Raw genomic sequence first — 25023 nt, forward strand, 5'->3', positions numbered from 1 at the left:
GTTATGTCTTTTATATGACATAACATCCGTGCAGAAGACAGCGGATTACGCCAGTACCTTGTGGGCAATCTGCATATACAGCGGAATACCGAACAGGATATTCAGCGGGAAGGTGATACCCAGTGACATGCCGAAGTACAGCGAAGGCTTGGCTTCCGGAATCGCGTAGCGCAGTACGGCAGGCACGGCGATATACGAAGCGGATGCCGCCAGCACCATCAGCAAACCAGCATCACCGGCCGGAATATGCAGCAGATAAGCGATACCCAGCGCCAGTGCTGCATGGCACAGCGGACCGGCAATCGCGTAGGCCATCATCCATACCGGTGTACCGCGTAATTGCGGCAGGCTGCGTGCTGCCAGCAAACCCATATCCAGCAGGAAGAAAGCCAGCATGCCTTTGAATAAATCCACCGAGAACGGTTGCATCACTGCTTTACCTGCGTCGCCGGTGATCAGCCCCACGACCATCGCACCTATCAGTAACAGTTGCGCACCATCGGTCAGCGATTCATGCAGGGTGTGACGGATAGACAAATTCTGTTGCGGCGTCTGTTCACTTTTCTTACGCAGCATATTCGCCAGCACCACGGCGACAATGATTGCAGGTGATTCCATCAGCGCCATTGCCGCTGCCATGTGGCCGCCGTATGCGAGCTGGTGCGAATCCAGATACTGCACCGCTGTGATAAAGGTGACTGCACTGACAGAGCCGTAAGTCGCCGCGACTGCCGCCGCGTCGAACGGACTGACCATGCGTTTCAGTACCTGATAACCGGCCACCGGAATCGCCACCGCCAGAAACATGGCTGCGCCGAGGCTGGCAGCAACCTGCCAGTTCATGCCGGAATGCGACAGGGCAAAACCGCCTTTCAGACCGAGCGCCATCAGCAGATACAGAGATAAAAAACGCGAAATCGGTTGCGGAATTTCGAGATTCGAGCGCACCGCGCCCGCAAACAAACCGAACACAAAAAATAAAATTGCCGGATCAACTAAGCTTGCCATATCAGACCTTTTCTGAAGTGTGGCGCAGTCGCCTTGTACGGGGCGCTGACCGAGGTGTTGCGTGAGAAGATGCCGGGATCCCAGAGCAGGCGAGATGTTAACGGAAGGCTGATATCAGGTAAAATCAATTTTTACGGCATCATCTATCGATAAAAATCTATGAATGTCACTTTCCGCCAGTTACGCTTGTTTGCTGCGCTGGCGCAGCACCGCAGTATCAGCGAAGTTGCGCGCCAGTTTCACGTGACTCAGCCCACGGTCTCGATGCAATTACGTGAACTGAGTGACAGTATCGGTCTGCCCCTGTATGAGATGACTGGCAAACGCCTGAGCCTGACGGCGGCCGGTGAAGAACTGGCGCAGACTGCACGTCATATCGGTCAGGAATGGGCAGACTTTGAACAGCGTATTGCGGCAATGAAAGGGCTGACGCAAGGTCGGCTGCAAGTGGCCGTGGTATCGACTGCCAAATACTTTGTGCCGCGTATGCTGGGAGCGTTTTGCCGTGACTATCCGGAAATCGATATCGCGCTCGAAGTGCAGAACCGCGACGGCGTGTTGCAAAGGCTGCGCGATAATCTCGATGATCTGGTCATCATGTCCACGCCGCCACGCGATATGGATATCGTGTCGCAAGTCTTCATGCCGAATCCGCTGGTAGTGACTGCACCGTTGTCGCATCCGCTGGCACAGCAAAAAGCCATTCCGCTGACACAACTCAGCGGCGAACGCTTCATCCTGCGTGAACGCGGTTCCGGTACGCGGCTGGCCTGCGATCAGCATTTTGAAAAAGCCGGTTTTGCCCCGCTGGTGCGGCTGGAACTGGGCAGTAACGAAGCGATCAAGCAGGCGGTTGCCGGCGGTATGGGGCTGGCGGTGTTATCCCGCCATGCGCTTGGCGAACATCTGGTCGATGAAGCACTGGCGGTGCTGGACGTGGACAGTTTTCCGATCCAGTCCAGCTGGTACATCGTGTATCTGCAAGGCAAACGCCTGTCTCCGCTGGCGCAGGCATTCCTGCAATACCTGAGCGCCCATGCCTCCGACTGGCGCCAGCGCCAGCGCGTGCTACCCGCCACCTGACAGCGTTCCGCGCGACCGCGTTGCTATCGCCAGTTGGTATCCGCCAGCCTTCCACGGCGCCAAAAATGCCCGAAAACACCCCAAATGCGGTGTTCAGCATAGCGACCCGGCGGTCGTCGGCAGAAAGTCAGGCTCTCCGAAAAAGTGAAATGCGGAGTTCTGCACAGTGGTGACCGGATGAGCGACGGATTGAATTGGAAATTGCTGCTTGTCTGTAGATACGCGGACAGTGGGGCGATGCTTTTCAGCATTGTTCGCGAGATCCGAGGCTGCAAAATAAAAAGTCCCGCACGTAGCGGGACTTCGGAATGGGGGAGCGGTATACCTTGCGCTGCAGACGGGGTCAGGCAGTGGTTTTAATACCCAGCGATTCACGGCGTTTTTCATTATTACGTGACAGCAATTGCTGCTGTTCCGCGTAATGCGCTGCATTGTTGGCCGCATTGGCTTCCTGACCGCTGTTTTTGACTTTGACCTGCGCCTGTTCAGAAAAAGAATCCTGAATTTTGATCGAAGGTTTCACCGGTTGGCCGGAAAACGGATCGATGCCATCTTTACGCAGATTTTCCTGTTTGTCAGCAGGCTTCACTTCTGCATTATTCACAGACTGTGGTTTGCTGACTGCCGATGCCGCATTACCACTGTCATTAGCAGCACTGGCCTGTGCCAGACCAGCCGGTTTATCCGCGGAATTTTCCGCTTTCAGGGCTTCGGTGTTTTGCTGATTCACTTCATTCAGACGCTGCGCGGCAGCCACGGCGGCTTCCTGCGCACGCTTGATTGATTCTTCGCTGAGACTGACTTCCGTTGACGACGGTGTTTTGCGGACAGGCGTTTGCTGCTGTTGCTCGCCGGTCAGCTTTTGCAGTGTTTGTTTCAGATCTTTTTCACGGGCCGTTTGCCCGACATCGGCCAGATTCGACAGGCTGGCGCTCACCGACATTTCCATCACATCACCTGCTGAGTGCTTAAATTTTCATCAGTTCAATATAGTAGCACCAAAACCGGCTTGCAAGTTGCTGAAGGGAAATTTTGCCTGAATTTTCATCAGTCAGCCCGCCATTTCTGAGGTGGCACAGAAGCTTGTGAACAGGCTTCCGTACTGTGCTTCTTAACTTCCGAAACGGAATGCAGATGTTCTGGAATCGGCCAGAAATTCAGAAAAAATCAGGTGTGCAGCATCGTCACCGGCCGCACCCGCAATCACCATCAGCGGCAATAAATGTTCCTCACGCGGATGAGCAAGTCTGGCGGCTGGCGCCTGCGCCCAGTCTGTCAGTGCCTGATGTCTTTGCGCTGTCTGCGGCAATGCCATCGCCTGTTGCAGCCACTGATCAAACACTTCCGATGCTTGCCGTGCCGCTGCGCCATGCAGGCGCAGATTATGAAAGCTTTGTCCACTGCCAATGATCAGCACGCCCTCATCACGCAAGGGTTGCAGCAGCTTGCCAAGCGCAATATGTTCTGCAGGATCCAGTCCGTGCTTCAGCGACATCTGCACGACCGGAACGCTGGCGTCAGGATAGATTTCCTGCATCATGCAAAACGTACCGTGGTCAAAACCGCGCTGATCATCCGTGGCAACCGGCCAGCCCGCATCTGACAACAAACCGGCAATACGTTGTCCGATTTCCGGCGAACCGGGAGCCGGATAGCGCACGCTGTAGGTGTGCGGCGGAAATCCGTAATAGTCATACAGCATGCCGGGCTTTGCCGCAGTGGATACCGTGAATACCGGCTCTTCCCAGTGCGCACTGATCACCAACACCGCGCGTGGTGCCTGCGGCAACTGATGCGGTACGGCGCGCAGCGCGGTTCCCAGTGGCGCAAACAGCGCATGAAATGCCCCTTCCATATATGGCCACGGCCCGCCGCCGTGCGACATAAAAAACACAGGCTGGCGTGCGCCGGATTCAAGAGAATCGTCGGGAGTGCTTAACGTAGTCTGAGCAAAGGTGTTCATGATCATTTCCTGCGAAGTCAGTCGGGAGTCATGATCTTAGTATCAAAAAATTCGAATGAGAATGTGATAAATTCGATTAAGTCTATCGAATATTTGAATATAGCGATGCATTACTCTCTCGATCAGTTTCAGACTTTTCTGGCGGTCGTGGACCATGGCGGGTTTGCCGCTGCGGCGCGCGAACTGGGGCGTTCACAGTCCACTATCACGTATGCAATCCGTGCGCTGGAAGAGCAAACCGGCCTGATTCTGTTTGACCGCGCGCATTACCGTCCGCAACTGACCAGTGCAGGGAAGGCACTGCTGCCGCGCGCCAGACGGCTGGTTGAAGATCTGCAGGATTTTCATGCGCAGGCCAGTGGCTTCGCGCAGGGTGTGGAGGCGGCACTGACACTGGTCGTGAATGAGTTTGCAGATATGGAACAGGTGATTGCAGCGCTGACAGTCATGCACAAAAGCTTTCCGGGGGTGGGCGTAAAACTGGTGCGCAAATCGTTTGGCGACGATCTGGAGATGGTTCGTCAGGGTCAGGCGCAACTGGGTGTTGTGGCCGGACTGGGGCCGATGGGCAATGAAATCGAAGCGCATTTTCTGGGGGAAGGGCCGCTGATTGCCGTGGCAGCGCCGGCGCATCCGCTGGCGCAAAAGCAGGGCGCACTGGCACTGGAAGATGTGCGCGGGCATATGCAGATCGTCTGGACGCGCGAGGGGGCACTGGCTGGCGATCCGGATTTCGGTGTCCACGCGCTGGACGCATGGCATGTTACGGAACTGGACACGAAACGCCGGCTGCTGCTGGCGGGCATAGGCTGGGGCAGCATGCCGCTGCATTTGGTGCAGCAGGAAATCGATCAGGGCAAACTGGTCCGGCTGACGATACAAAGTTGGGAGGGAAGTGACCGTATGCCAGTCTTTCCGGCATTTGTGATACGCCAGCGCAAAGCCGTACAAGGCCCGGCCGCACGCTGTCTGATGCAGGCACTGATGAACGCTACACAGGAAGCACAGCCCTGACGCATGGGTACACCACTTTGCACCGCACAGCCTCCGGTTCCCATTGCAGGAAAAACAAAAGCCTCCGTCGCTTGCGCAACGGAGGCTTTTTGAATCTGGTGGAGTCGGCGGGAATTGAACCCGCGTCCAGAAGCCCTCTACAGACAGTTCTACATACTTAGTGTTGTCATTTGATTTAACCTGAACGACGCGGACACACACGCTGCGGTCAGGCTAGTTACCTAAAGTTTAGTCACTAACCAGGTAACCCGGTGAATGACGATTTCCTATAAATTACCTTACTGCTGTTGCCAGCCCACCCTAGGAACAAAGTGGTGTAAGGAAAGCCGGATTTAAGCGGCTAATGCGTACGAAGAATCGTTTGCAGTTATATTTTTCAGACTGTATTTACGAGGTGATCTGGCCTCGGTATGCCCTGCACTGCTTTGCAACCCCTGTCGAAACCAGGTCGACCCCAAAGCAATTGCGAAGTATAACTGATTTAGCGTGTTTGTGTTAATTCTGCGCTACACGGGCTTGCAAATGTTTTGCGCGTATCAGCTCCAGTAATTCCAGTGGACTGTCCACAATCGCATCTGCCTTCCAGTGTTGCGGCTCAGTTGCGCCGCAATAACCCCAGGCGGCTGCGATGCTGGTCATGCCAGCCGCTTCGGCAGCCTGAATATCGCGTAAATCGTCACCGATATACCAGCATTCTTCCGAGCGCACACCAAGCTGTCTTGCTGCTTCGAGTAAAGGTGCCGGATGCGGTTTGGCGTGCGGCGTGGTGTCGCCGCAAACCACACAGCGGGCTTGTTCTAAATCGAGCAAGGGCACCAGCGGGCGGGTAAATCGCTTTGCTTTATTGGTGACGATGCCCCATGGTAATTTCAGGCTGTCCAGTCCGTGCAACAGTGCCGGAACGTGCTCAAATAACTTACTGTGAACCGCAATCGCTGATTCGTACTGATCAAGAAATTCAGTGCGCATTGCTTCAAACTCACTGTCTTCCGGCTTAATGCCGAATCCGGCACCGATCAGACCGCGTGCGCCAGCAGAAGCAAACGGACGTAAGCTGAGATAACTGGCTTCCGGCATGCTGCGACGGGTGCGCATTACATTAACTGCTGCGGCAAGATCAGGGGCGGTATCGGCGAGTGTGCCGTCAAGGTCAAACAGAACTGCGGTAGGTGTACGCATAGACAATCCGCTCCGGTTTGAGGCCGGAGCATTACAGACAAACGGTTAATCAGGCAGGACGGCGGCAAGCCACCATGTAGTTGACGCTGGTGTCCTCATTCAGTGAGTACATTTTGGTCAGCGGATTGTAGCCCAGGCCCTTCATGCCCAGCACTTCCAGACCAGCATTGCGGATATCCTGCGCGAGTTCAGAAGGTTTGATGAACTTGGCGTAATCGTGCGTGCCTTTTGGCAGCATTTGCAATACGTATTCCGCACCGATTATGGCAAACAGATACGATTTAGGATTGCGGTTCAGCGTGGAAAAGAATACGTGACCACCCGGCTTTACAAGGCGGGTGCAGGCCTGAATTACGGACGCCGGATCCGGTACGTGCTCCAGCATTTCCATGCATGTGACTACGTCGTACTGTCCGGCTTCTTCAGCCGCCATATCTTCAGCTGCGATATGGCGGTAGCGAACCTGCACGCCGGACTCCAGACTGTGCAGGTCAGCGACTTTCAATGCTTTTTCTGATAAATCGATACCGGTAACATCAGCACCTTTCCGGGCCATCGATTCGGCCAGGATGCCACCACCGCAACCTACATCAATCACCTTTTTACCAGTCAGCGAAGCGCGCTGGTGTATCCACTCAAGACGAAGAGGATTAATTTCATGGAGCGGGCGGAATTCCGAAGTCGGGTCCCACCAGCGGTGAGCGAGGTCGCTGAATTTCTGGATTTCTGCCGGATCGGCATTCAGATGAGTCGTAGTCATGGCAATGGAAAGTCAGGTCTGCGATAAAAGGCCATATTGTAGGCGAAAGCAGGTCCGGATGCTTGGTTGTGGATCAAGCCGCGCAAGGGCACGTTACTTTCAGATTGAACTTTGTGCGAATTGAAAAGTGGCAGCCGGTGCGCCGACGGGTGCTGCATCCCGCGACGTTTTAGTTTGCTTTATGGTGACGAATGGGCGTTACGGCGAAGCTCTGAGGCGAAAAGCGTTTCCTGTGCAACGAAAACGCAAAACTGAAAAGCAAAGCCTGAGGCTTGAGGATAAAGTCAAAAAAAACAAAACCCCGCCGTAGCGGGGTTTTTGTCAGAATAATCTCAGAAGAAATTATTTAACTGCGCGTGTACCAACAACTTCGATTTCAACGCGACGGTTTTTAGCGCGGCCATCAGCTGTTTTGTTGTCAGCTACTGGCTGTTTCTTGCCTTTGCCTTCAGTGTAAACACGGTTAGCTTCGATACCTTTGCTTACCAGGTAAGCTTTAACTGCTTCTGCACGGCGTACAGACAGTTTTTGGTTGTATTCATCGGAACCAACGGAGTCAGTGTGACCAACAGCGATCACAACTTCCAGGTTGATCGATTTCAGTTTTGCTGCCATTTCGTCCAGATGGGTTTTGCCTTCTGGTTTCAGAACAGCTTTGTCGAAGTCGAACAGTGCGCTGGCTGCGAAAGTCACTTTTTCAGAAGTTGGTGCTGGAGCTGGAGCTGGTTTTACAGGAGCTGGAGCAACAACCGGAGCCGGAGCCGGAGCTGGAGCTGCTTTTGGCTGTTCTACAACCAGCGGTGCATCGCAACCTGGCACCGCATCAGCTGGTGTCCAGTAGCCAGTGCGCCAGCACAGACCTGTGGAGTTACGTGCAACAGCGCCGCGACCGTCTTGAACGTATGCGCTGTTTGGTGTTGCAGCTTTAATATCTGTCACTTGAGCAGAAGCAGCAAAAGACGCAACTGCGGACGCTGCGATAACGAGCTTAACTAAATTTTTCATATTTCTCCTCTCGGGTGAGATTTAATTACCGCAGATAAACTGCGCAAAATACTGCATAAACCAGATGATACCACGTGGATGATGACATTACTATTTCAGCAAACCACGCAAGTGCTAACTACCTCATTGTGCCACAGGCACCGTATGCATGCCGTTAAACTTTGGCAGCGCGGCAACCGTGTTGTCGGTTTGTCGCTGCTTAGCAACGAATTCGCACCAAATTAACGTTAGAAAACCACTTTTGCAGATTTATTGGCAATTTTGGCAAGCAATTTATCTGTTGCTGCGGATTTTACCGCAAGCGCTTGCTGCATTGCGCAAAAAATGACATTCAATTGTGAAACATCGTGCAATTTTTGTGCATACGGGTTTATACGGAGTGAAATTTGCACAAATTTAGACAGGTCGCCTTAAACACAGGGTGTATGTTTCTCAGGTAACCGATTTTTTCACCACATTCAGCAACCCATCCGGCCTGGTAATTAGGGGCTCCCCCGAATTGCTGTCTATGCCGAGGGTTGGCATGTTAGAATCAAACGTTAAACGCTTGTAAAAGCGGTGTTACTAATTCATAAGTTCTTAACCGCGGTCTGCCAATGGATCAATTCGCAAAAGAAACACTCCCGATTTCCCTCGAAGAAGAAATGCGCAAAAGCTACCTCGATTACGCGATGAGCGTGATCGTCGGGCGTGCGTTGCCGGATGTGCGTGACGGCCTGAAGCCGGTGCATCGTCGTGTTCTGTACGCGATGCATGAAATGAACAATGTCTATAACCGTCCGTACGTAAAATGTGCACGTGTGGTCGGTGACGTCATGGGTAAGTATCACCCGCACGGTGATGCATCCATTTATGACACGCTGGTTCGTATGGCGCAGGACTTTTCTTTGCGCTACACACTGGTGGATGGTCAGGGTAACTTCGGTTCTATCGATGGCGATAATGCGGCGGCGATGCGTTATACCGAGTGCCGTCTCGACAAAATTGCCAACGAGCTGCTGGCAGATATTGAGAAGGAAACGGTTGATTTCGTACCGAACTATGACGGTAAAGAAAAAGAACCGTCTGTGTTGCCAACCCGTATTCCGAATCTGCTGATCAACGGTGCGTCCGGTATCGCGGTGGGTATGGCGACAAACATTCCGCCGCACAATATTACGGAAATCATCAACGGCTCTCTGCATTTGCTGCGTAATCCATCTTGTACGGTGGATGAACTGATAGAAATGATTCCGGCGCCGGACTTTCCGACCGGCGGCATTATTTACGGTGTTTCCGGTGTGCGCGAAGGTTATCGCACAGGTCGTGGTCGTGTTGTTATGCGCGCTAAAACGCATTTCGAAGAATTCGGCAAAGACGGTCGTACCGCACTGATCATCGATGAGCTGCCATACCAGGTAAACAAAAAGTCTCTGCTGGAACGTATCGCAGAGCTGGTTCGCGACAAAAAGCTGGAAGGTATTTCGGATATCCGTGACGAATCCGATAAGTCCGGTATGCGTGTTGTGATTGAACTCAAGCGTGGCGAAGTGCCGGATGTCGTACTGAATAACCTGTATAAGCAAACCCAGTTGCAGGACACTTTCGGCATGAACATGGTCGCGCTGGTGAACGGCCAGCCTAAGCTGCTGAATCTGCGCGAAATGCTGGATTGCTTCCTGTCCCATCGTCGTGAAGTCGTGACGCGCCGTACTGTATTCGAATTGCGTAAGGCGCGTGAGCGCGGGCACGTGCTTGAAGGTCTGGCTGTAGCGCTGGCGAATATTGATGACTTTATAGCCATCATCAAAGCAGCCCCAACACCGCCGATCGCTAAACAGGAGCTGATGACCCGTGCTTGGGACAGCTCTCTGGTGCGCGAAATGCTGACCCGTACAGCTGCGGATAACGCCGGTGGCATTAATGCTTTCCGTCCGGAAAATCTGCCAGCCCACTACGGCATTCAGCCCGACGGCTTGTACAAACTGTCCGAAGATCAGGCGCAGGAAATTCTGCAGATGCGTTTGCAGCGCCTGACTGGTCTGGAGCAGGATAAGATTGTTAATGAATATAAAGAAGTGATGGCGGAAATTGCCGACTTGCTGGATATTCTGTCTCGCCCGGAACGTGTGACTGCCATTATTGACACCGAGCTGACAGATGCGCGTAACGAATACGGTGAAGGTAATAAAGATCAGCGCCGCTCTGAGATCGTTCATAACGCGACCGACCTGGAAACCGAAGATCTGATTGCGCCGCAGGATATGGTGGTGACACTGTCGCATTCCGGATATATGAAGTCTCAGCCTTTGTCCGAATACCGTGCGCAAAAACGCGGTGGTCGCGGTAAGCAGGCGACAGCAACTAAAGACGATGACTGGATTGAGCAATTATTCGTCGCCAATACGCACGATTACATTCTGTGCTTCAGTAACCGTGGTCGTTTGTACTGGCTGAAAGTGTGGGAGGTACCGCAAGGTTCACGTGCATCACGTGGTAAGCCTATCGTGAATATGTTCCCGCTGCAGGATGGCGAGAAAATCACCGTTATTCTGCCGTTGTCCGGTGAGAACCGTACTTTCCCTGAAGATCGCTACGTGTTTATGTCGACCAGTCTCGGCACAGTGAAGAAGACGGCACTCAAGGAGTTCAGTAATCCTCGTAAAGCAGGCATTATTGCTGTGGATCTGGATGATGGTGACTTCCTGATCGGTGCAGCGCTGACGGACGGTGCGCACGATGTCATGCTGTTCTCGGATGCAGGTAAAGCGGTGCGCTTTGATGAAAACGATGTTCGCCCGATGGGACGTAATGCGCGTGGTGTGCGCGGAATGAATCTGGAAGAAGGGCAGCAGGTCATTGCATTACTGGTTGCTGAAAATGAGCAGCAATCGGTTCTGACCGCAACTGAAAACGGATTTGGCAAACGCACGCTGATTACTGAGTACACACGTCACGGTCGCGGCACGAAAGGTATGATCGCGATCCAGACTTCTGAGCGTAACGGTAAAGTGGTTGCTGCAACGCTGGTCAGCAGTACGGATGAAATCATGCTGATTACGACCGGCGGTGTGCTCATCCGCACCCGTGTTTCTGAGATTCGCGAAATGGGACGTGCAACACAAGGCGTTACTCTGATTTCTGTGGATGACGGTACAAAATTGTCTGGTTTGCAGCGTATTGTTGAATCGGATGCTGACGTTGATGCTGAGACCTTCTCTGAAGGCGATGCATCTGATGAAGCGGCAGACGGCACTCAGGCGGAGTAATTACATGACTGATATCTTCAATTTCTCTGCCGGCCCTGCGGTTTTGCCAAAAGAAGTTTTGCAGCAGGCCGCATCAGAAATGCTGGACTGGCACGGAAGCGGGATGTCAGTCATGGAAATGAGTCATCGCGGACCGGAGTTTATGTCCATTATGGACGCAGCTCAGCGCGATTTGCGTGACTTACTCAGTGTTCCTGAAAATTACCAGATACTGTTTTTGCAAGGTGGCGGTCTCGGTGAGAACGCCATTGTCCCGATGAATCTGATGGGAAGCCGCCCTGATGCAACGATTGATATGGTGCATACAGGTAGCTGGAGTGGTAAATCGATTCAGGAGGCTGCAAAATATGCAAAGGTGAATGTTGCCGCATCCGCCCAGGGCAATGGATTCAGCCGGATTCCGGATGTCAGTGAATGGAATCTGAGCGCATCCCCGGCTTATGTGCATTTGTGTACCAACGAAACGATTGATGGTGTGGAGTTTCACAGCGTACCCGACATCGCAGAACGCACCGCAGGCGCACCGATTGTCGCCGATATGTCTTCCCATATTTTGTCGCGTGAAATCGATGTTTCCGCATATGGCGTTATTTTTGGTGGTGCGCAGAAGAATATCGGTCCGGCAGGATTAACGATCGCTATCGTACGCGACGATTTAATTGGACATGCGTTGCCATGCTGCCCCTCAGCTTTTGACTGGAAAAAAATCGCTGATAACGGATCGATGTATAACACGCCGCCTACCTATGGAATTTATATCGCAGGGCTGGTATTTCAGTGGCTGAAACGTCAGGGTGGTGTTGCTGCATTGGAGCAGCGAAATATTGAAAAAGCACAATTGCTCTATCAGTGCCTTGATTCAACGGATTTTTATGAAAGCAGGGTGGAAGTACCGTTCCGCTCCCGAATGAATGTGCCCTTTTATCTGCGAGATGAACGTCTGAATGCCGCTTTCTTAGCTGAGGCGCGTGAGCATGGCTTGATTCAGTTGAAGGGGCATAAATCCGTTGGCGGTATGCGCGCTTCAATTTACAACGCGATGCCTTTAGAAGGCGTTCAAGCCCTGGTAGATTTTATGCAGGAATTTGCTTCGCAACATTCCTGATCAGATTTCGATTCTTTCGGCGGCACTGAAATCTCATGGTTCTCCCGATCACCTGAAAGCCGTGATGCTGCCGTACCGGTTCATAAGACCGGCTGAGTCAGTTTGCGCTGGTTAATGCCAGCGTATTAAGACGGTTTTTAGGTGAAATATGAGTGACGATAAACTCCTCCCTTTGCGTCAGAAAATTGATGCAATCGATGCGCAGATTCTGGATTTACTGAATCAGCGCGCACTTGTGGCCGAAGAAGTTGGTCACGTCAAAGCGGTAACCAATGCCCCTGTCTTTCGTCCGGAGCGTGAAGCGCAAGTCCTGCGCGGCGTTGCGGAGAGAAATCCCGGCCCTCTGCTGAGTGCCGATGTACAACTGATATTCCGCGAGATTATGTCTGCCTGCCGCGCGCTTGAGCGACGTGTAGTGGTCGCATTTCTGGGGCCGGTCGGTACTTTCTCGGAACAGGCGGTCTACAAACAATTCGGGCATGCAATTCAGGCCTTGCCGTGCGTTTCGATTGACGAAGTTTTTCGAGCGACAGAAGCTGGTACTGCGGATTTTGGTGTCGTGCCAATCGAAAATTCCACAGAAGGTGCAATTAACCGGACTCTGGATTTGTTACTGCAAACCAGTCTGGTGATCAGTGGTGAAGTCGCTATCCCGGTTCAGCATAGTCTGATGAGTCAGCGTGGAACAATGCAGGGTGTTACTCGTATTTGCGCGCATTCGCAGGCGCTGGCGCAGTGTCAGGCGTGGCTCAATCAACACTACCCTCATATTGAGCGCCATGCTGTCGCCTCCAATGCTGAAGCAGCCCGTATGGCAGGTGCTGACGCGTCCGTAGCTGCGATAGCAAGTGAAATCGCCGGACACCAGTACCAGCTGGGTATTATCAGTGCCCACATTCAAGATGATCCGCATAACCGCACACGCTTTGCAGTTGTCGGACGTCTTCATACCAATCCGAGTGGTAAAGATCAGACCTCAATGGTTCTGGCGACGCCTAATCGTGCCGGTGCGGTATACCAATTACTGGCACCTCTGTCCGGTCACGGTGTATCGATGACGCGTTTTGAGTCACGTCCGGCGCGTACAGGTAACTGGGAGTACTATTTTTATGTCGACGTTGAGGGGCATGTGAAAGATGAAAAAGTAGCTGCCGCGCTCCGCGAACTGGATGACAAGGCTGCGTTCTTCAAAATATTAGGTTCATATCCGTGCACGGAATAAGCGGGATATTCGGCATGGAACAGAAACTGAAGAAAATCGTCATTGCAGGCGTTGGCCTGATTGGCGGATCATTCGCGCTTGCAATCCGAAGTGCGGGGATAAAAGCGGAATTGGTAGGGATCGGTCGCGATCCGGAGTCGATGCAGCAGGCGCTTGCACTTGGCATCATCGATAGAGTTGCAGTTGAGGCGGAGGATGCTTACGGTGGCGCTGATCTGATTCTGATCGCTGCTCCCGTGGCCCAGACAGGGGGTATTCTTCGTCAAATTCTGCCTTTTCTGGGGCGTGATACAGTCGTGACTGATGTTGGTAGCACTAAAGCAGATGCTGTAGCGGCTGCCCGGCAGGTGCTGGGAGACCGCATCGCTCAGTTTGTGCCTGCACATCCGATTGCTGGCCGCGAATTGAATGGGCCATCTGCAGCAATCAGTGATTTGTATGTTGGTAAAAAACTGGTAATCACCGCTTTGCCGGAAAATCAGGATGCATCCGTCAGGTTAGTAGAAAGCCTGTGGAAAATGTGTGGCGCACAAATTCACTTTTTGTCTCCGGAAGTGCACGATGCTGTGTTTGCAAGCGTAAGTCACTTACCGCATTTGCTGGCTTATGCACTGGTTCATGAGGTGTCTCAGCGCGAAAACGCTGATACTTTATTCCAGTATGCTGCCAGCGGATTTCGTGACTTTACCCGAATTGCAGGGTCATCACCTGAAATGTGGCGTGATATAGCGATGGCGAATCGCGACGCATTGTTACATGAGCTGGATGCGTATATTGCAAAGATTGTATCTATGAGATCGGATCTTGAATCGGGTGATGCTGAAAGTTTGTATAAGACTTTCTCGACGGCTCAGTATGCCAGGCAGCGTTGGGTTGATGCTATAGAAGCGGCTGAAAAAGATGGGTGCGCAGCTGCCTTAACAAAAAAGAATATTTTTTAATATGAAGACAGCAATAAAAAGTTATCCTCCATTTATCGACTTGCAACCGGTGATGAAAGTAGGGGGCACAATTCGACTGCCTGGTTCAAAAAGTATTTCAAACCGTACTTTATTGTTGGCAGCGTTGTCGCACGGCACGACAGAAATTCATGACTTACTGGCATCCGACGATACCTTAGTCATGCTGAATGCTTTGCAAAAACTGGGAGTGCATTGGCACCAGTGCCAGAATACACAAAAGTACACAGTGGAAGGTGTCGGTGGTAAGTTTCCTGTTCGTCAGGCAGATCTGTTTATGGGCAATGCCGGAACGGCAATCAGACCGTTAGTCGCAGCTCTGGCTGTTCTTGGCGGGGACTATACCGTTCATGGCGTTCCGCGCATGCATGAGCGCCCGATCGGTGATCTGGTTGATGCGCTGAACCAGGCGGGAGCTTCGATTGATTACACTGGCAATGACGGCTTTCCACCATTGCACATTCATCAAGGGGCTTTTCATGCGCATCGATTGCAGGTCAAAGGTAATGTTTCCAGCCAGTTTCTGACGGCTTTGCTGATGGCTGCGCCTTTGATTGCGCAACACCATGATGTGCTGATTGAAGTTGTCGGTGAACTGATTTCTAAGCCGTATATTGAAATTACACTGAATTTGATGGCTCGCTTTGGCGTTCAGGTGGAACGAAACGCCTGGCATTCGTTCACCATTCGGCACGGACAGCAATATCAGTCTCCTGGAAGTATCTACGTTGAAGGCGATGCGTCATCGGCGTCCTATTTTCTTGCTGCAGCTGCTATTGGCGGCGGGCCGGTCAGAGTGGAAGGTATTGGCTTAAATTCTATTCAGGGTGATGTCCGTTTTGCTGATGCACTGGCGCAGATGGGTGTGGAAATCAGGAAAGGCGATAACTGGATTGAGGCTGAATGCCACACTCCATTGAGATCAATTGATCTTGATTGCAATCATATTCCGGATGCGGCGATGACCCTTGCAGTAGCCGCGCTTTATGCAGACGGAACAACAACGCTGCGAAATATCGCCAGTTGGAGGGTGAAGGAGACTGATCGTCTCAGTGCGATGGCGACCGAGTTACGAAAGCTCGGTGCATCAATCGAGGAGGGGCAAGACTATATGCGTATTTCGCCACCTTCAGAAATTCAGGCAGCAGAAATTGCAACATATGATGATCACCGGATGGCGATGTGCTTCTCGCTGGCCAGTCTGGATGGAAAGCTCCGGCGCGGTGCAACAATGCGTATCCTTGAGCCACAGTGTGTTGCCAAGACTTTCCCAGATTATTTTGAAGCATTCGGCAGTCTCAGAAATGAGGATTTGTTCTAAGTCCGGCTGTATGTAAACAGTCCGGATAATATTGGGCAGGAATAGAAATATGGAAAAAAGTTGTGCAGTAATTACGATAGATGGCCCTACCGCGTCGGGAAAAGGGACGGTTGCTCACCGAGTGGCAAAACATCTCGGATTTCAATATTTAGATTCAGGCGCCTTGTACAGGCTGACTGCGTTAAACGCTATCGGTAATGGTGTTGCACTGGATGACGAAGCTTCCATCGCTTCATTAGCAAAAGTGCTGCCTTGTCGCTTTGATCATGGGCATGTTTACCTTTCTGCTAGTGACGTTACAGATGATGTGCGGGCAGAGCAGATTGGTGTCGCTGCGTCCAGAATTGCAGTTTTGCCCCTGGTGCGCCAGGCGCTGGTTGAGCTGCAGCTTTCATTTCGCACGGGTAACGGATTGGTGGCTGACGGCCGTGATATGGGGACTGTGATTTTTCCTGATGCTGCTCTCAAGGTATTCCTGACCGCATCTGCGGAAGCGAGGGCTTCGCGCCGTTATAAGCAATTGAAGGAAAAAGGAATTGCTGCTAATATGGAAGACTTGGTAAAAGATTTGATCGAACGTGATGCACGGGATAGTTCCCGGACAACAGCGCCCCTCAAACCCGCACCAGATGCATACATTCTGGATACGTCTGACATGACTGCAGAGCAGGCTGTGCAGCAAGTTCTCGACTGGTATGCGCAAGCCGCGACAAATGTTGCTGGCTGAAATTGTTTGGCCCCTGTGCAGAGGCAAGCTCGCGCAGGGTTGTTTAACTTAACCCCGTCTGACGCTCCGTGTTAGTCGGCTTACTCTCTATTATTATGTCTACTGTATTCATGTCCCAAGATTTCGCAACCGGTCCAGACAGCTTCGCAGCATTGTTCGAAGAGTCCCTGTCCCGTCAGGATATGCGTTCCGGTGAAGTGATTTCTGCTGAAGTCGTTCGCATCGATCATAACTTTGTTATCGTAAATGCTGGTCTGAAATCTGAAGCATTTATCCCTGTTGAAGAATTCCGTAACGACCAGGGCGAACTCGAAGTGCAAATCGGTGATTTCGTTTCCGTTGCAATCGATTCCCTGGAAAATGGTTTCGGCGACACTATCCTGTCCCGTGACAAAGCAAAGCGCCTGGCTTCCTGGCTGGCACTGGAAAAAGCACTGGAATCCGGCGAACTGGTTACCGGTACTGTTAACGGTAAAGTTAAAGGCGGTCTGACCGTTCTGACTAACGGTATCCGCGCATTCCTGCCAGGTTCCCTGGTTGATACACGTCCAGTTAAAGATACAACTCCATACGAAGGTAAAACAATGGAGTTCAAAGTTATCAAGCTGGATCGTAAGCGTAACAACGTTGTTCTGTCCCGTCGTGCAGTTGTTGAAGCATCTATGGGTGAAGAACGCGCTAAACTGATGGAAACCCTGAAAGAAGGTACAGTGGTTACTGGTGTCGTTAAAAACATCACTGACTACGGTGCATTCGTTGATCTGGGTGGTATCGATGGTCTGCTGCACATCACCGACCTGGCATGGCGCCGTGTACGTCACCCATCCGAGGTGCTGACAGTTGGTCAAGAGATCACTGCAAAAGTTCTGAAATTCGATCAAGAGAAAAACCGTGTTTCTCTGGGTGTAAAACAACTGGGCGACGATCCATGGACAGGCCTGTCCCGTCGTTATCCAGCGAACACACGTCTGTTCGGTAAAGTAACTAACCTGACTGACTACGGTGCATTCGTTGAAATCGAACAAGGCATCGAAGGCCTGGTTCACGTTTCCGAAATGGACTGGACAAACAAAAACGTTGCTCCGAACAAAGTTGTTCAACTGGGTGATGAAGTTGAAGTTATGGTTCTGGAAATCGACGAAGAGCGTCGTCGTATCAGCCTGGGTATGAAACAGTGCAAAGCAAATCCATGGGATGACTTTGCAATGAATCACAAAAAAGGCGATAAAGTTAAAGGCGCGATCAAATCGATCACCGACTTCGGCGTATTCATCGGTCTGACAGGCAACATCGATGGTCTGGTTCACTTGTCCGATTTGTCCTGGAACGAAGCTGGCGAAGAAGCTGTTCGCAAGTTCAAAAAAGGTGATGAGCTGGAAGCTGTTGTTCTGGCAATCGACGTTGAGCGTGAGCGTGTTTCTCTGGGTGTAAAACAACTGGAAGGTGATCCATTCACCAACTTCACTGCAATGAACGACAAAGGTGCAGTTGTTACAGGTACAGTGAAATCTGTTGAAGCTAAAGGTGCAGTTGTTCAACTGGCAGACGACGTAGAAGGCTATCTGCGTGCATCTGAAATCTCCCGTGACCGCGTGGAAGATGCTGGTTCTCACCTGAAAGCAGGCGACACCGTTGAAGCGATGATTCTGAACATTGATCGTAAAGCACGTTCTATCCAGCTGTCGATCAAAGCAAAAGATTCTGCTGAAACTCAGGAAGCAATGCAAAAAATGTCTGCTGACGCGAGTGCATCTGCTGGTACAACCAGCCTGGGCGCACTGCTGAAAGCAAAACTGGACAACAAAAACTAATCGTTACTGATTAAGGTTTTGTTGATATGACGAAGTCTGAGCTGATTGCTCGTCTGGCAGAACGATATCCTCAACTTGTTGCTAAAGATGTGGATGTCGCTGTCAAGACCATACTTGACGCGATGACCGATGCTCTTGCAACCGGTCAGCGTATTGAAATTCGTGGTTTTGGCAGTTTTGCCTTAAATTGTCGTCCGCCTCGTATCGGACGTAACCCCAAGTCCGGGGATAAAGTAATGGTGCCTGAAAAAAGGGTTCCACACTTTAAGCCCGGAAAGGAGTTGCGTGAGCGTGTGGACGCGATGGTCGGGCAGCCTATTCGAGACGATTGAATCAGTGCAGTTCGTTATGCCAAAATTAAAAAACGGTATACCGGTTCGCGGTATACCGTTTTTTTTCAGTACAATGCTTTCTATTGTGCAGAAACTAATGTGCGGATCTTTTTCTTCCGGGAAAATCTCATGAAATACATATCAAGGTTGCTAACCCTGCTGCTGTTTGTTGGTTTTTTTGGTTTTGCGCTGAAGAATGATGAGATTGTTACATTGAAATATTTTTTTGGTTTTCAGCAATCTGCGCCGCTGGTTATTTTGCTGCTGATTTTTTTTATCGCGGGGGCTGTGATTGGTGCCATGGCTATGGTGCCTATGATTTACAGACATCGACGTGACTTGACGCATCACAGAAAAACGCTTGCGGAGGTAGAAAAAGAGCGCGATGCTGCTCAGCAGGCTGCAACGCAAGCACCGCAACCGGATAGTGTGCGCAACACATGATTTTATTCGTCTGATAAAGATGATCTTATTTTAAACAGATAAAAATATGGAATTTGAAGTCTGGTGGTTGCTGGGTATTCCGCTTTTTTTCAGTCTGGGCTGGATTGCGGCTCGTGTTGATATCCGGCAACTGATTTCGGATACGGGTACATTGCCCAGAGGATATTTTAAAGGATTGAATTTTCTTCTGAATGACCAGCATGACAAAGCAATTGATGCATTTGTTGAGATTGTTCAGCTGGATCCTGAGGCGATTGAATTACATTTTGCGCTCGGAAATCTTTTTCGTCGCAGAGGGGAAACCGAACGGGCTATTCGTGTGCATCAAAGCTTGCTAGCAAGAGCGGATTTGCCTGATGCTCAGAAGGTTCAGGCATGTTACGAATTGGGGCAGGATTTTTTTAAGGCCGGCCTTCTGGACCGAGCTGAAGAGACATTCCAACAGTTGATTGGTGGGATTTACGAAGCTCAGGCGCGCCGGTCCTTACTTGAAATCTATCAGCGCGAAAAAGAGTGGGCGCGCGCGATTGATGCAGCTGGCTCTTTGCAAGAGTCCGGTGCAGGAAGCCGGCAAAAAGAGATTGCACAGTTTTACTGTGAACTTGCGCAGGATGAATTGGTGCAAAACCGGTTTGAGAGTGCTTTGGCAATGCTTGAAAAAGCGATTGCAACCGATCGCAGTAATGTTCGCGCAACTATTTTAACCGGTGATGTATTTCTGAAGCAGGGACAGCCTGACAAAGCAATTACGGCCTGGATAAAAGTTGAGCAGCAAAGCGTACCTCATGTCGCCTTGGTTGCCCAGCGCCTTATGGATGCCTACAGGCAGTTAGGTAAGCTGGCAGACGGACTTGATTTGTTGAGATCGTATTTGGAGCAGGCTCCATCCGTTGATTTGCTGGAGGTTGCTTACAAAGCTGCGCTTGAGATTGGGCTTACCCACGAAGCCAATCAAATGGTTAAGGACGAGCTGAAGCGAACACCAACGCTGCTTGGGTTAGATAAATTGTTAGATGTGCGAATGATGGAGGCTCCTCCAGAGCTGCGCCCAGAGCTGGCAGTGGTGAAAAATCTGGTCAGTGGGTATGCGCACAAATTTGCACGTTATCAGTGCGCACATTGTGGCTTTAAGGCACGTCAGTATTACTGGCATTGCCCAGGGTGTAATGGCTGGGATACGTATCCACCACGCCGTACAGAAGAATTAAGTGTTATGAATTAAACCTGTGAGCAGATACATAACAGTTTGTACCTGTCATCACTATTTTAGATTGTGGTTGCCAAATGAAAATTACAATTATCGGAACCGGTTACGTCGGTTTAGTTACGGGTGCTTGCCTTGCTGAGTTGGGTAATGATGTATTTTGCCTTGATGTTGATCAGCGCAAAATCGATATTCTGAACAGTGGCGGTATCCCTATTCATGAGCCCGGACTGGAAGAGGTTGTGCGCCGGAACAGTGCAGCCGGACGGTTGAAATTTTCTACCGATATCGAGGCAAGTGTTGCTCACGGTGATATCCAGTTTATCGCAGTTGGAACGCCGCCTGATGAGGATGGATCAGCAGATTTGCAGTATGTACTCGCCGCTGCGCGAAATATTGGTAAATACATGACCGGGTTTAAGGTTGTCGTTGATAAGTCAACGGTACCAGTAGGAACAGCGGATAAAGTCCGCGCGGTCATTGCTCAGGAGTTGTCTTCGCGTAAAGATGGGTTACCTTTTTCTGTTGTTTCCAATCCGGAGTTTTTGAAAGAGGGCGCTGCAGTTGAAGATTTTATGCGACCAGATCGTATTGTGATTGGATGTGACAATACAACTGATGGTGAACGCGCTCGTGACTTGATGAAAAAACTGTATGCACCGTTTAACCGGAATCATGAGCGTACTTACTGGATGGATGTCAGGTCTGCAGAATTTACTAAGTATGCTGCAAATGCCATGCTGGCGACGCGTATTTCTTTCATGAATGAACTTGCAAATCTTGCTGATCATGTCGGTGCTGACATTGATGCGGTTCGTCACGGTATTGGCTCTGATCCCCGCATCGGACACAGCTTTTTGTATGCCGGATGCGGATATGGTGGCTCGTGTTTCCCTAAAGATGTACAAGCTCTCGAAAGAACAGCGCAGGAATACAGCCTGAATCTGCAAATCCTGCAGGCAGTGGAAGCGGTTAATAATCAGCAAAAACAGGTGCTGGGCAACAAAATTATTCACCGTTTCGGTAAAAATCTGACCGGTCGCCATTTCGCAGTATGGGGGCTGGCATTTAAACCGAACACTGACGATATGCGTGCAGCTCCTTCCCGTGTGTTGCTTGGTGAATTATTGCGGGCGGGCGCATCTGTCGCTGTCTATGATCCTGTCGCAATTGAAGAGGCAAAACGGGTGCTTGAGCTCGATTTTTATGATGCACCTGAGCTATTGGCGTCAATTCGTTACGCAGAAAATCCTATGGATGCGCTTTCCGGCGCAGATGCATTAGCAATCGTGACGGAGTGGAAAGCATTCCGCAGTCCGGATTTTGATAAAGTAAAAAGCAGTCTGAAGCAACCAGTCATTTTTGATGGCCGTAACTTGTATGACCCTTCTGTGATGAGAGAAATCGGTGTTGAATATTACGGAATTGGCCGGTCTGTCCTGGCTAAGGCGTGACGACGATGCTGGCAACTGAAAAACGTTTGCTGGTCGCTGGTGACATCATGCTGGATCGTTACTGGTTCGGTGATGTCAATCGGATTTCCCCAGAGGCTCCCGTGCCAGTCGTTCGCATTACCAGAAAAGAGGATCGGTTGGGTGGGGCGGCAAATGTTGCCGTTAACGCTGCTGCACTTGGCGCAAGAGTTGGTTTAATTGGTGTGGTTGGTGATGATGAGGCAGCAGGTACGATTGATGAATTGCTGACTCAAAAGCAAATAGATGCAAAGCTTAGCCGTGACCCGTCAATTTCAACAATTATTAAGCTTCGGGTAATCGGACGACAACAACAATTGGTTCGGATCGATTTTGAGGAGCCGCCCAGCGAAAGCGTTCTGCAGACGAAACTGTCAGCATTTAATGCTGAAGTTGCAAATGCAGACCTGATTATCTTATCGGATTATGCAAAGGGAGGTCTGACAAATGTCCGCGATATGATTTCCGTTGCGCGTGAAGCTGGTAAGCCTGTACTGGTTGATCCTAAAGGGTTGGATTTTGCACGGTACACAGGAGCTACGATGCTGACACCCAACAAATCTGAGTTGCGGCAGGTTATAGGTGACTGGCGGTCTGAAGCCGAGTTGACTGAAAAAGCGCAGAATCTGAGAACTTCCCTGAATCTGGGGGGGATTCTGCTTACGCGTTCAGAGGAAGGAATGAGCCTTTTTACAGAGGATGTAATTTTGCATATCCCGGCGATGGCCAGAGAGGTCTACGACGTTTCCGGGGCTGGTGATACGGTCATTGCGACTCTGGCGGTTATGCTGATGAATGGCAAATCTCTCCCGGAATCCGTTATGATCGCAAATCGGGCAGGCGGTATTGTCGTTGGTAAGCTTGGAACGGCAACCGTTTCGCGGGAAGAGTTGTTTGCCGGTCACACCTAATAAAATCGATAGCTTTTCCATGATTGCAATTTTGATATTCTAATGATTCCCTTTTGTTTGGGAATGCGGTTCTTATCTAATCAGATATTCTTCAGGAGAATGGATATGTGGAAAAAATGGATTGTTGCAATTGTCGGATTTGTGGCATTGATGGGCACAGCACTTGCGGATGTCGATGTAAATAAGGCGGATCAGGTAGCTCTGGATGGCTTGCGAGGACTGGGACCAGCAAAATCTAAGGCAATTATTGAAGAGCGTACCAAGAATGGTCCGTTTAAAGACTGGCCTGATTTTCAGAAGCGAGTCAAAGGAATTGGCGATGTAATTTCGACGCGATTGTCTGAAGCTGGTCTGACGGTCAATGGTCAAGCGAAGCCTGGCGCAGAGAAGACCACGGATACACCAAAAAAATCGTCCGAGAAACCGGAAAAATCCAAAATGGATGTAAAAGAGAAATCTAAGGCTGAACCCGCTAAAGAACAGAAGTAAGTGAAATGAAATTAGGAAAACCCGGTCAGAAATGGCCGGGTTTTTTGTTATTAGCTTATTCGAAAAATATATGTATTGCTGAAAAATTGTAAGGGCTTGATTTTAAAGGTGCAATTTCCGCGTGGAGATTTGAAATACGTGCATCAGATCAAAACAGCGTGAATTAACGGGTATTTTGAATGCAGCATTTCTATCGTGGGATTAGAATACAGCGACCTCCATCTTTGATATAACCATATGAAATTTCTGACCATAGAAGATACGATCGGCAACACGCCGCTGGTACGTTTGCAGCGAATTCCAGGTCCGGAAAACGAGCGCCGCAATAATATTATTCTCGGTAAGCTGGAGGGTAACAACCCTGCAGGGTCAGTAAAAGACCGGCCTGCAATCTCTATGATTAAGCGTGCGGAAGCGAGAGGTCTGATTAAGCCTGGTGATACCCTGATCGAGGCTACGAGTGGCAATACAGGTATTGCTCTGGCAATGGCTGCTGCGATGCGTGGCTATAAAATGGTGTTGATCATGCCGGAAAACCTCAGCATTGAACGTCGTCAGAGTATGGCGGCTTACGGCGCACAAATTATCCTGACACCAAAATCCGGTGGAATGGAGTATGCACGCGACCTTGCGGAAGCGATGCAAAAAGAGGGTAAGGGCTTGATTCTTGATCAGTTTGCGAATCAGGATAATCCGTTGGCGCATTATGAAGGTACAGGTCCGGAAATATGGCGTGATACCGATGGCAAAGTCACTCATTTCGTCAGTGCAATGGGCACTACCGGAACAATTATGGGAGTTTCTTCGTTTCTGAAGGAGCAGAATTCTGCTGTCCAGATTATCGGTGCCCAGCCTGAAGACGGCTCGTCAATTCCGGGAATTCGTAAGTGGCCGGAAGCATATCTGCCAAAGATTTTTGATCGTAGCCGTATTGATCAGGTTCTGTCAGTCAGTCAGTCTGATGCAGAGCATATGGCGCGCAGAATGGCTGTAGAGGAGGGTATTTTCTGCGGTATTTCAGCTGCCGGGGCTTGTGAAGTGGCATTGCGTGTTGCTGAAACTGTCGAGAATGCAGTAATTGTATTTGTGGTTTGTGATCGTGGTGATCGTTACCTTTCGACGGGTGTATTTCCGGCTTGAGTTTGATAAAAAACACAAAAGCACATCAGTAGCGATGCTGATGTGTTTTTTATTTTGTACGGATAAATAAAACAGTTCAGAAAATAAAAATACCGAAAGTGCATAGATTGCAATTTCGGTATTTTATCTTTGCCCCTCAGATTGCGGGCAGAGACCTAAGATTAAGCTGCTTTATCTTTTGGTTTAAACTGTTTATCGCTGATGCGGAATTTCGCACGACGATCACCCATCAGTTCACGCAGTTCCTTGATGCTGATGTCGCTGATTTCATGCATGCGAATCAGTAAAGATGCACCCACCGGCAGGCGGCGATGACGAATTTTACTGATGACAGGTGGTGCAACTTCCAGTGCGCGGGAAAGTGCCGCGTCATTTTTTAAATGCAGATGTTTAATCAATGTATCCAAAAGATTATTTGGATCGTAGTCGATTTCATCCGATTCAAGCTGAGTCAGATTTGCCATAATTACCTCGCTATTGTCTATTGATGCTGGTCTTAGCGCTTCAATGAGAATTAACCAATCGGTAATATTGTAGCTTTAAAATCTAATTCACTTTGCATAAAAAGAGCAAAACATTGTTAAATGTATTGACACAATTTCGCAAAAATTATGACATTGTGATAA

23 protein-coding genes and 1 other RNA gene are annotated in these 25023 nt (G+C 50.4%); 16 read left to right on the plus strand and 8 right to left on the minus strand.

What is annotated here, in order from left to right; genetic code table 11:
- Positions 1-45 precede the first annotated feature (45 nt).
- On the minus strand, positions 46-1008 hold the full coding sequence (locus tag KDM89_RS13630; RefSeq protein ID WP_189358827.1) for a sodium-dependent bicarbonate transport family permease: 963 nt from the start codon (positions 1006-1008) through the stop codon (positions 46-48).
- A gap of 159 nt (positions 1009-1167) precedes the next feature.
- Here KDM89_RS13630 and KDM89_RS13635 point away from each other — a divergent pair, with 159 nt between their 5' ends.
- Positions 1168-2091, plus strand: a complete 924-nt coding sequence (locus KDM89_RS13635; RefSeq protein ID WP_212688483.1) for a LysR family transcriptional regulator — start codon at positions 1168-1170, stop codon at positions 2089-2091.
- A gap of 343 nt (positions 2092-2434) precedes the next feature.
- On the opposite strand, the gene KDM89_RS13640 is transcribed toward KDM89_RS13635, so the two are convergent.
- Both KDM89_RS13640 and KDM89_RS13645 read right to left on the minus strand, forming a co-directional pair.
- Positions 2435-3040: a hypothetical protein gene (locus KDM89_RS13640; RefSeq protein ID WP_212688484.1), complete on the minus strand. Its 606-nt coding sequence runs from the start codon at positions 3038-3040 to the stop codon at positions 2435-2437.
- A gap of 162 nt (positions 3041-3202) precedes the next feature.
- Positions 3203-4054, minus strand: coding sequence for a DODA-type extradiol aromatic ring-opening family dioxygenase (locus tag KDM89_RS13645; RefSeq protein ID WP_212688485.1), 852 nt, complete (start codon positions 4052-4054; stop codon positions 3203-3205).
- Between the two features lie 105 nt (positions 4055-4159).
- Here KDM89_RS13645 and KDM89_RS13650 point away from each other — a divergent pair, with 105 nt between their 5' ends.
- Positions 4160-5068, plus strand: coding sequence for a LysR family transcriptional regulator (locus KDM89_RS13650; RefSeq protein ID WP_212688486.1), 909 nt, complete (start codon positions 4160-4162; stop codon positions 5066-5068).
- Between the two features lie 96 nt (positions 5069-5164).
- Here KDM89_RS13650 and ssrA read toward each other — a convergent pair.
- From ssrA to ompA, 4 genes are all read right to left on the minus strand, one after another.
- Positions 5165-5524, minus strand: a transfer-messenger RNA (tmRNA) gene (ssrA, locus tag KDM89_RS13655).
- Between the two features lie 39 nt (positions 5525-5563).
- On the minus strand, positions 5564-6253 hold the full coding sequence (locus KDM89_RS13660; RefSeq protein WP_212688487.1) for an HAD family hydrolase: 690 nt from the start codon (positions 6251-6253) through the stop codon (positions 5564-5566).
- A 43-nt stretch (positions 6254-6296) separates the two neighbouring features.
- Positions 6297-7007, minus strand: a complete 711-nt coding sequence (gene ubiG / locus KDM89_RS13665; protein WP_212688488.1) for a bifunctional 2-polyprenyl-6-hydroxyphenol methylase/3-demethylubiquinol 3-O-methyltransferase UbiG — start codon at positions 7005-7007, stop codon at positions 6297-6299.
- A gap of 342 nt (positions 7008-7349) precedes the next feature.
- Complete coding sequence (gene ompA, locus KDM89_RS13670; protein ID WP_212688489.1) at positions 7350-8012, minus strand: outer membrane protein OmpA; 663 nt, start codon at positions 8010-8012, stop codon at positions 7350-7352.
- Between the two features lie 596 nt (positions 8013-8608).
- On the opposite strand from ompA, the gene gyrA reads away from it, so the two are divergent.
- The 14 genes from gyrA to cysM all read left to right on the plus strand — a co-directional run bounded on the left by gyrA (position 8609) and on the right by cysM (position 24397).
- The gene (gyrA, locus tag KDM89_RS13675; RefSeq protein WP_212688490.1) at positions 8609-11260 is read left to right on the plus strand and encodes a DNA gyrase subunit A; all 2652 of its coding nucleotides are present in this window, start codon (positions 8609-8611) and stop codon (positions 11258-11260) included.
- A 4-nt stretch (positions 11261-11264) separates the two neighbouring features.
- Positions 11265-12365: a 3-phosphoserine/phosphohydroxythreonine transaminase gene (gene serC, locus KDM89_RS13680; protein ID WP_212688491.1), complete on the plus strand. Its 1101-nt coding sequence runs from the start codon at positions 11265-11267 to the stop codon at positions 12363-12365.
- A gap of 148 nt (positions 12366-12513) precedes the next feature.
- On the plus strand, positions 12514-13587 hold the full coding sequence (pheA, locus tag KDM89_RS13685; RefSeq protein WP_212688492.1) for a prephenate dehydratase: 1074 nt from the start codon (positions 12514-12516) through the stop codon (positions 13585-13587).
- Between the two features lie 14 nt (positions 13588-13601).
- The gene (locus KDM89_RS13690) at positions 13602-14528 is read left to right on the plus strand and encodes a prephenate dehydrogenase (RefSeq protein WP_212688493.1); all 927 of its coding nucleotides are present in this window, start codon (positions 13602-13604) and stop codon (positions 14526-14528) included.
- Position 14529: 1 nt separating this feature from the next.
- Complete coding sequence (gene aroA / locus KDM89_RS13695; protein ID WP_230427869.1) at positions 14530-15867, plus strand: 3-phosphoshikimate 1-carboxyvinyltransferase; 1338 nt, start codon at positions 14530-14532, stop codon at positions 15865-15867.
- Between the two features lie 49 nt (positions 15868-15916).
- The gene (gene cmk / locus KDM89_RS13700) at positions 15917-16594 is read left to right on the plus strand and encodes a (d)CMP kinase (RefSeq protein WP_212688494.1); all 678 of its coding nucleotides are present in this window, start codon (positions 15917-15919) and stop codon (positions 16592-16594) included.
- Between the two features lie 110 nt (positions 16595-16704).
- Positions 16705-18405, plus strand: a complete 1701-nt coding sequence (rpsA, locus tag KDM89_RS13705; protein WP_212688495.1) for a 30S ribosomal protein S1 — start codon at positions 16705-16707, stop codon at positions 18403-18405.
- Between the two features lie 26 nt (positions 18406-18431).
- The gene (locus KDM89_RS13710; RefSeq protein WP_189357253.1) at positions 18432-18737 is read left to right on the plus strand and encodes an integration host factor subunit beta; all 306 of its coding nucleotides are present in this window, start codon (positions 18432-18434) and stop codon (positions 18735-18737) included.
- 129 nt (positions 18738-18866) lie between these two features.
- Positions 18867-19181: a LapA family protein gene (locus tag KDM89_RS13715; RefSeq protein WP_212688496.1), complete on the plus strand. Its 315-nt coding sequence runs from the start codon at positions 18867-18869 to the stop codon at positions 19179-19181.
- Between the two features lie 46 nt (positions 19182-19227).
- Complete coding sequence (gene lapB, locus KDM89_RS13720) at positions 19228-20403, plus strand: lipopolysaccharide assembly protein LapB (RefSeq protein WP_212688497.1); 1176 nt, start codon at positions 19228-19230, stop codon at positions 20401-20403.
- Between the two features lie 62 nt (positions 20404-20465).
- Positions 20466-21839: a UDP-glucose dehydrogenase family protein gene (locus tag KDM89_RS13725; protein ID WP_212688498.1), complete on the plus strand. Its 1374-nt coding sequence runs from the start codon at positions 20466-20468 to the stop codon at positions 21837-21839.
- 5 nt (positions 21840-21844) lie between these two features.
- Positions 21845-22768, plus strand: coding sequence for a D-glycero-beta-D-manno-heptose-7-phosphate kinase (rfaE1, locus tag KDM89_RS13730; RefSeq protein ID WP_212688499.1), 924 nt, complete (start codon positions 21845-21847; stop codon positions 22766-22768).
- Positions 22769-22873: 105 nt separating this feature from the next.
- On the plus strand, positions 22874-23257 hold the full coding sequence (locus KDM89_RS13735) for a ComEA family DNA-binding protein (RefSeq protein WP_212688500.1): 384 nt from the start codon (positions 22874-22876) through the stop codon (positions 23255-23257).
- Between the two features lie 237 nt (positions 23258-23494).
- Entirely contained in the window at positions 23495-24397 is a 903-nt protein-coding gene (cysM, locus tag KDM89_RS13740; RefSeq protein WP_212688501.1) for a cysteine synthase CysM, read from the plus strand.
- 161 nt (positions 24398-24558) lie between these two features.
- Here the strand turns inward: cysM and KDM89_RS13745 are convergent, their stop codons facing one another.
- Complete coding sequence (locus tag KDM89_RS13745) at positions 24559-24861, minus strand: hypothetical protein (RefSeq protein ID WP_189357258.1); 303 nt, start codon at positions 24859-24861, stop codon at positions 24559-24561.
- Positions 24862-25023: the final 162 nt, after the last annotated feature.

The organism is Cognatundibacterium luofuense, from assembly GCF_018139685.1.
In the GTDB taxonomy this organism is placed as follows: Bacteria; Pseudomonadota; Gammaproteobacteria; order Burkholderiales; family Burkholderiaceae_D; genus Undibacterium; species Undibacterium luofuense.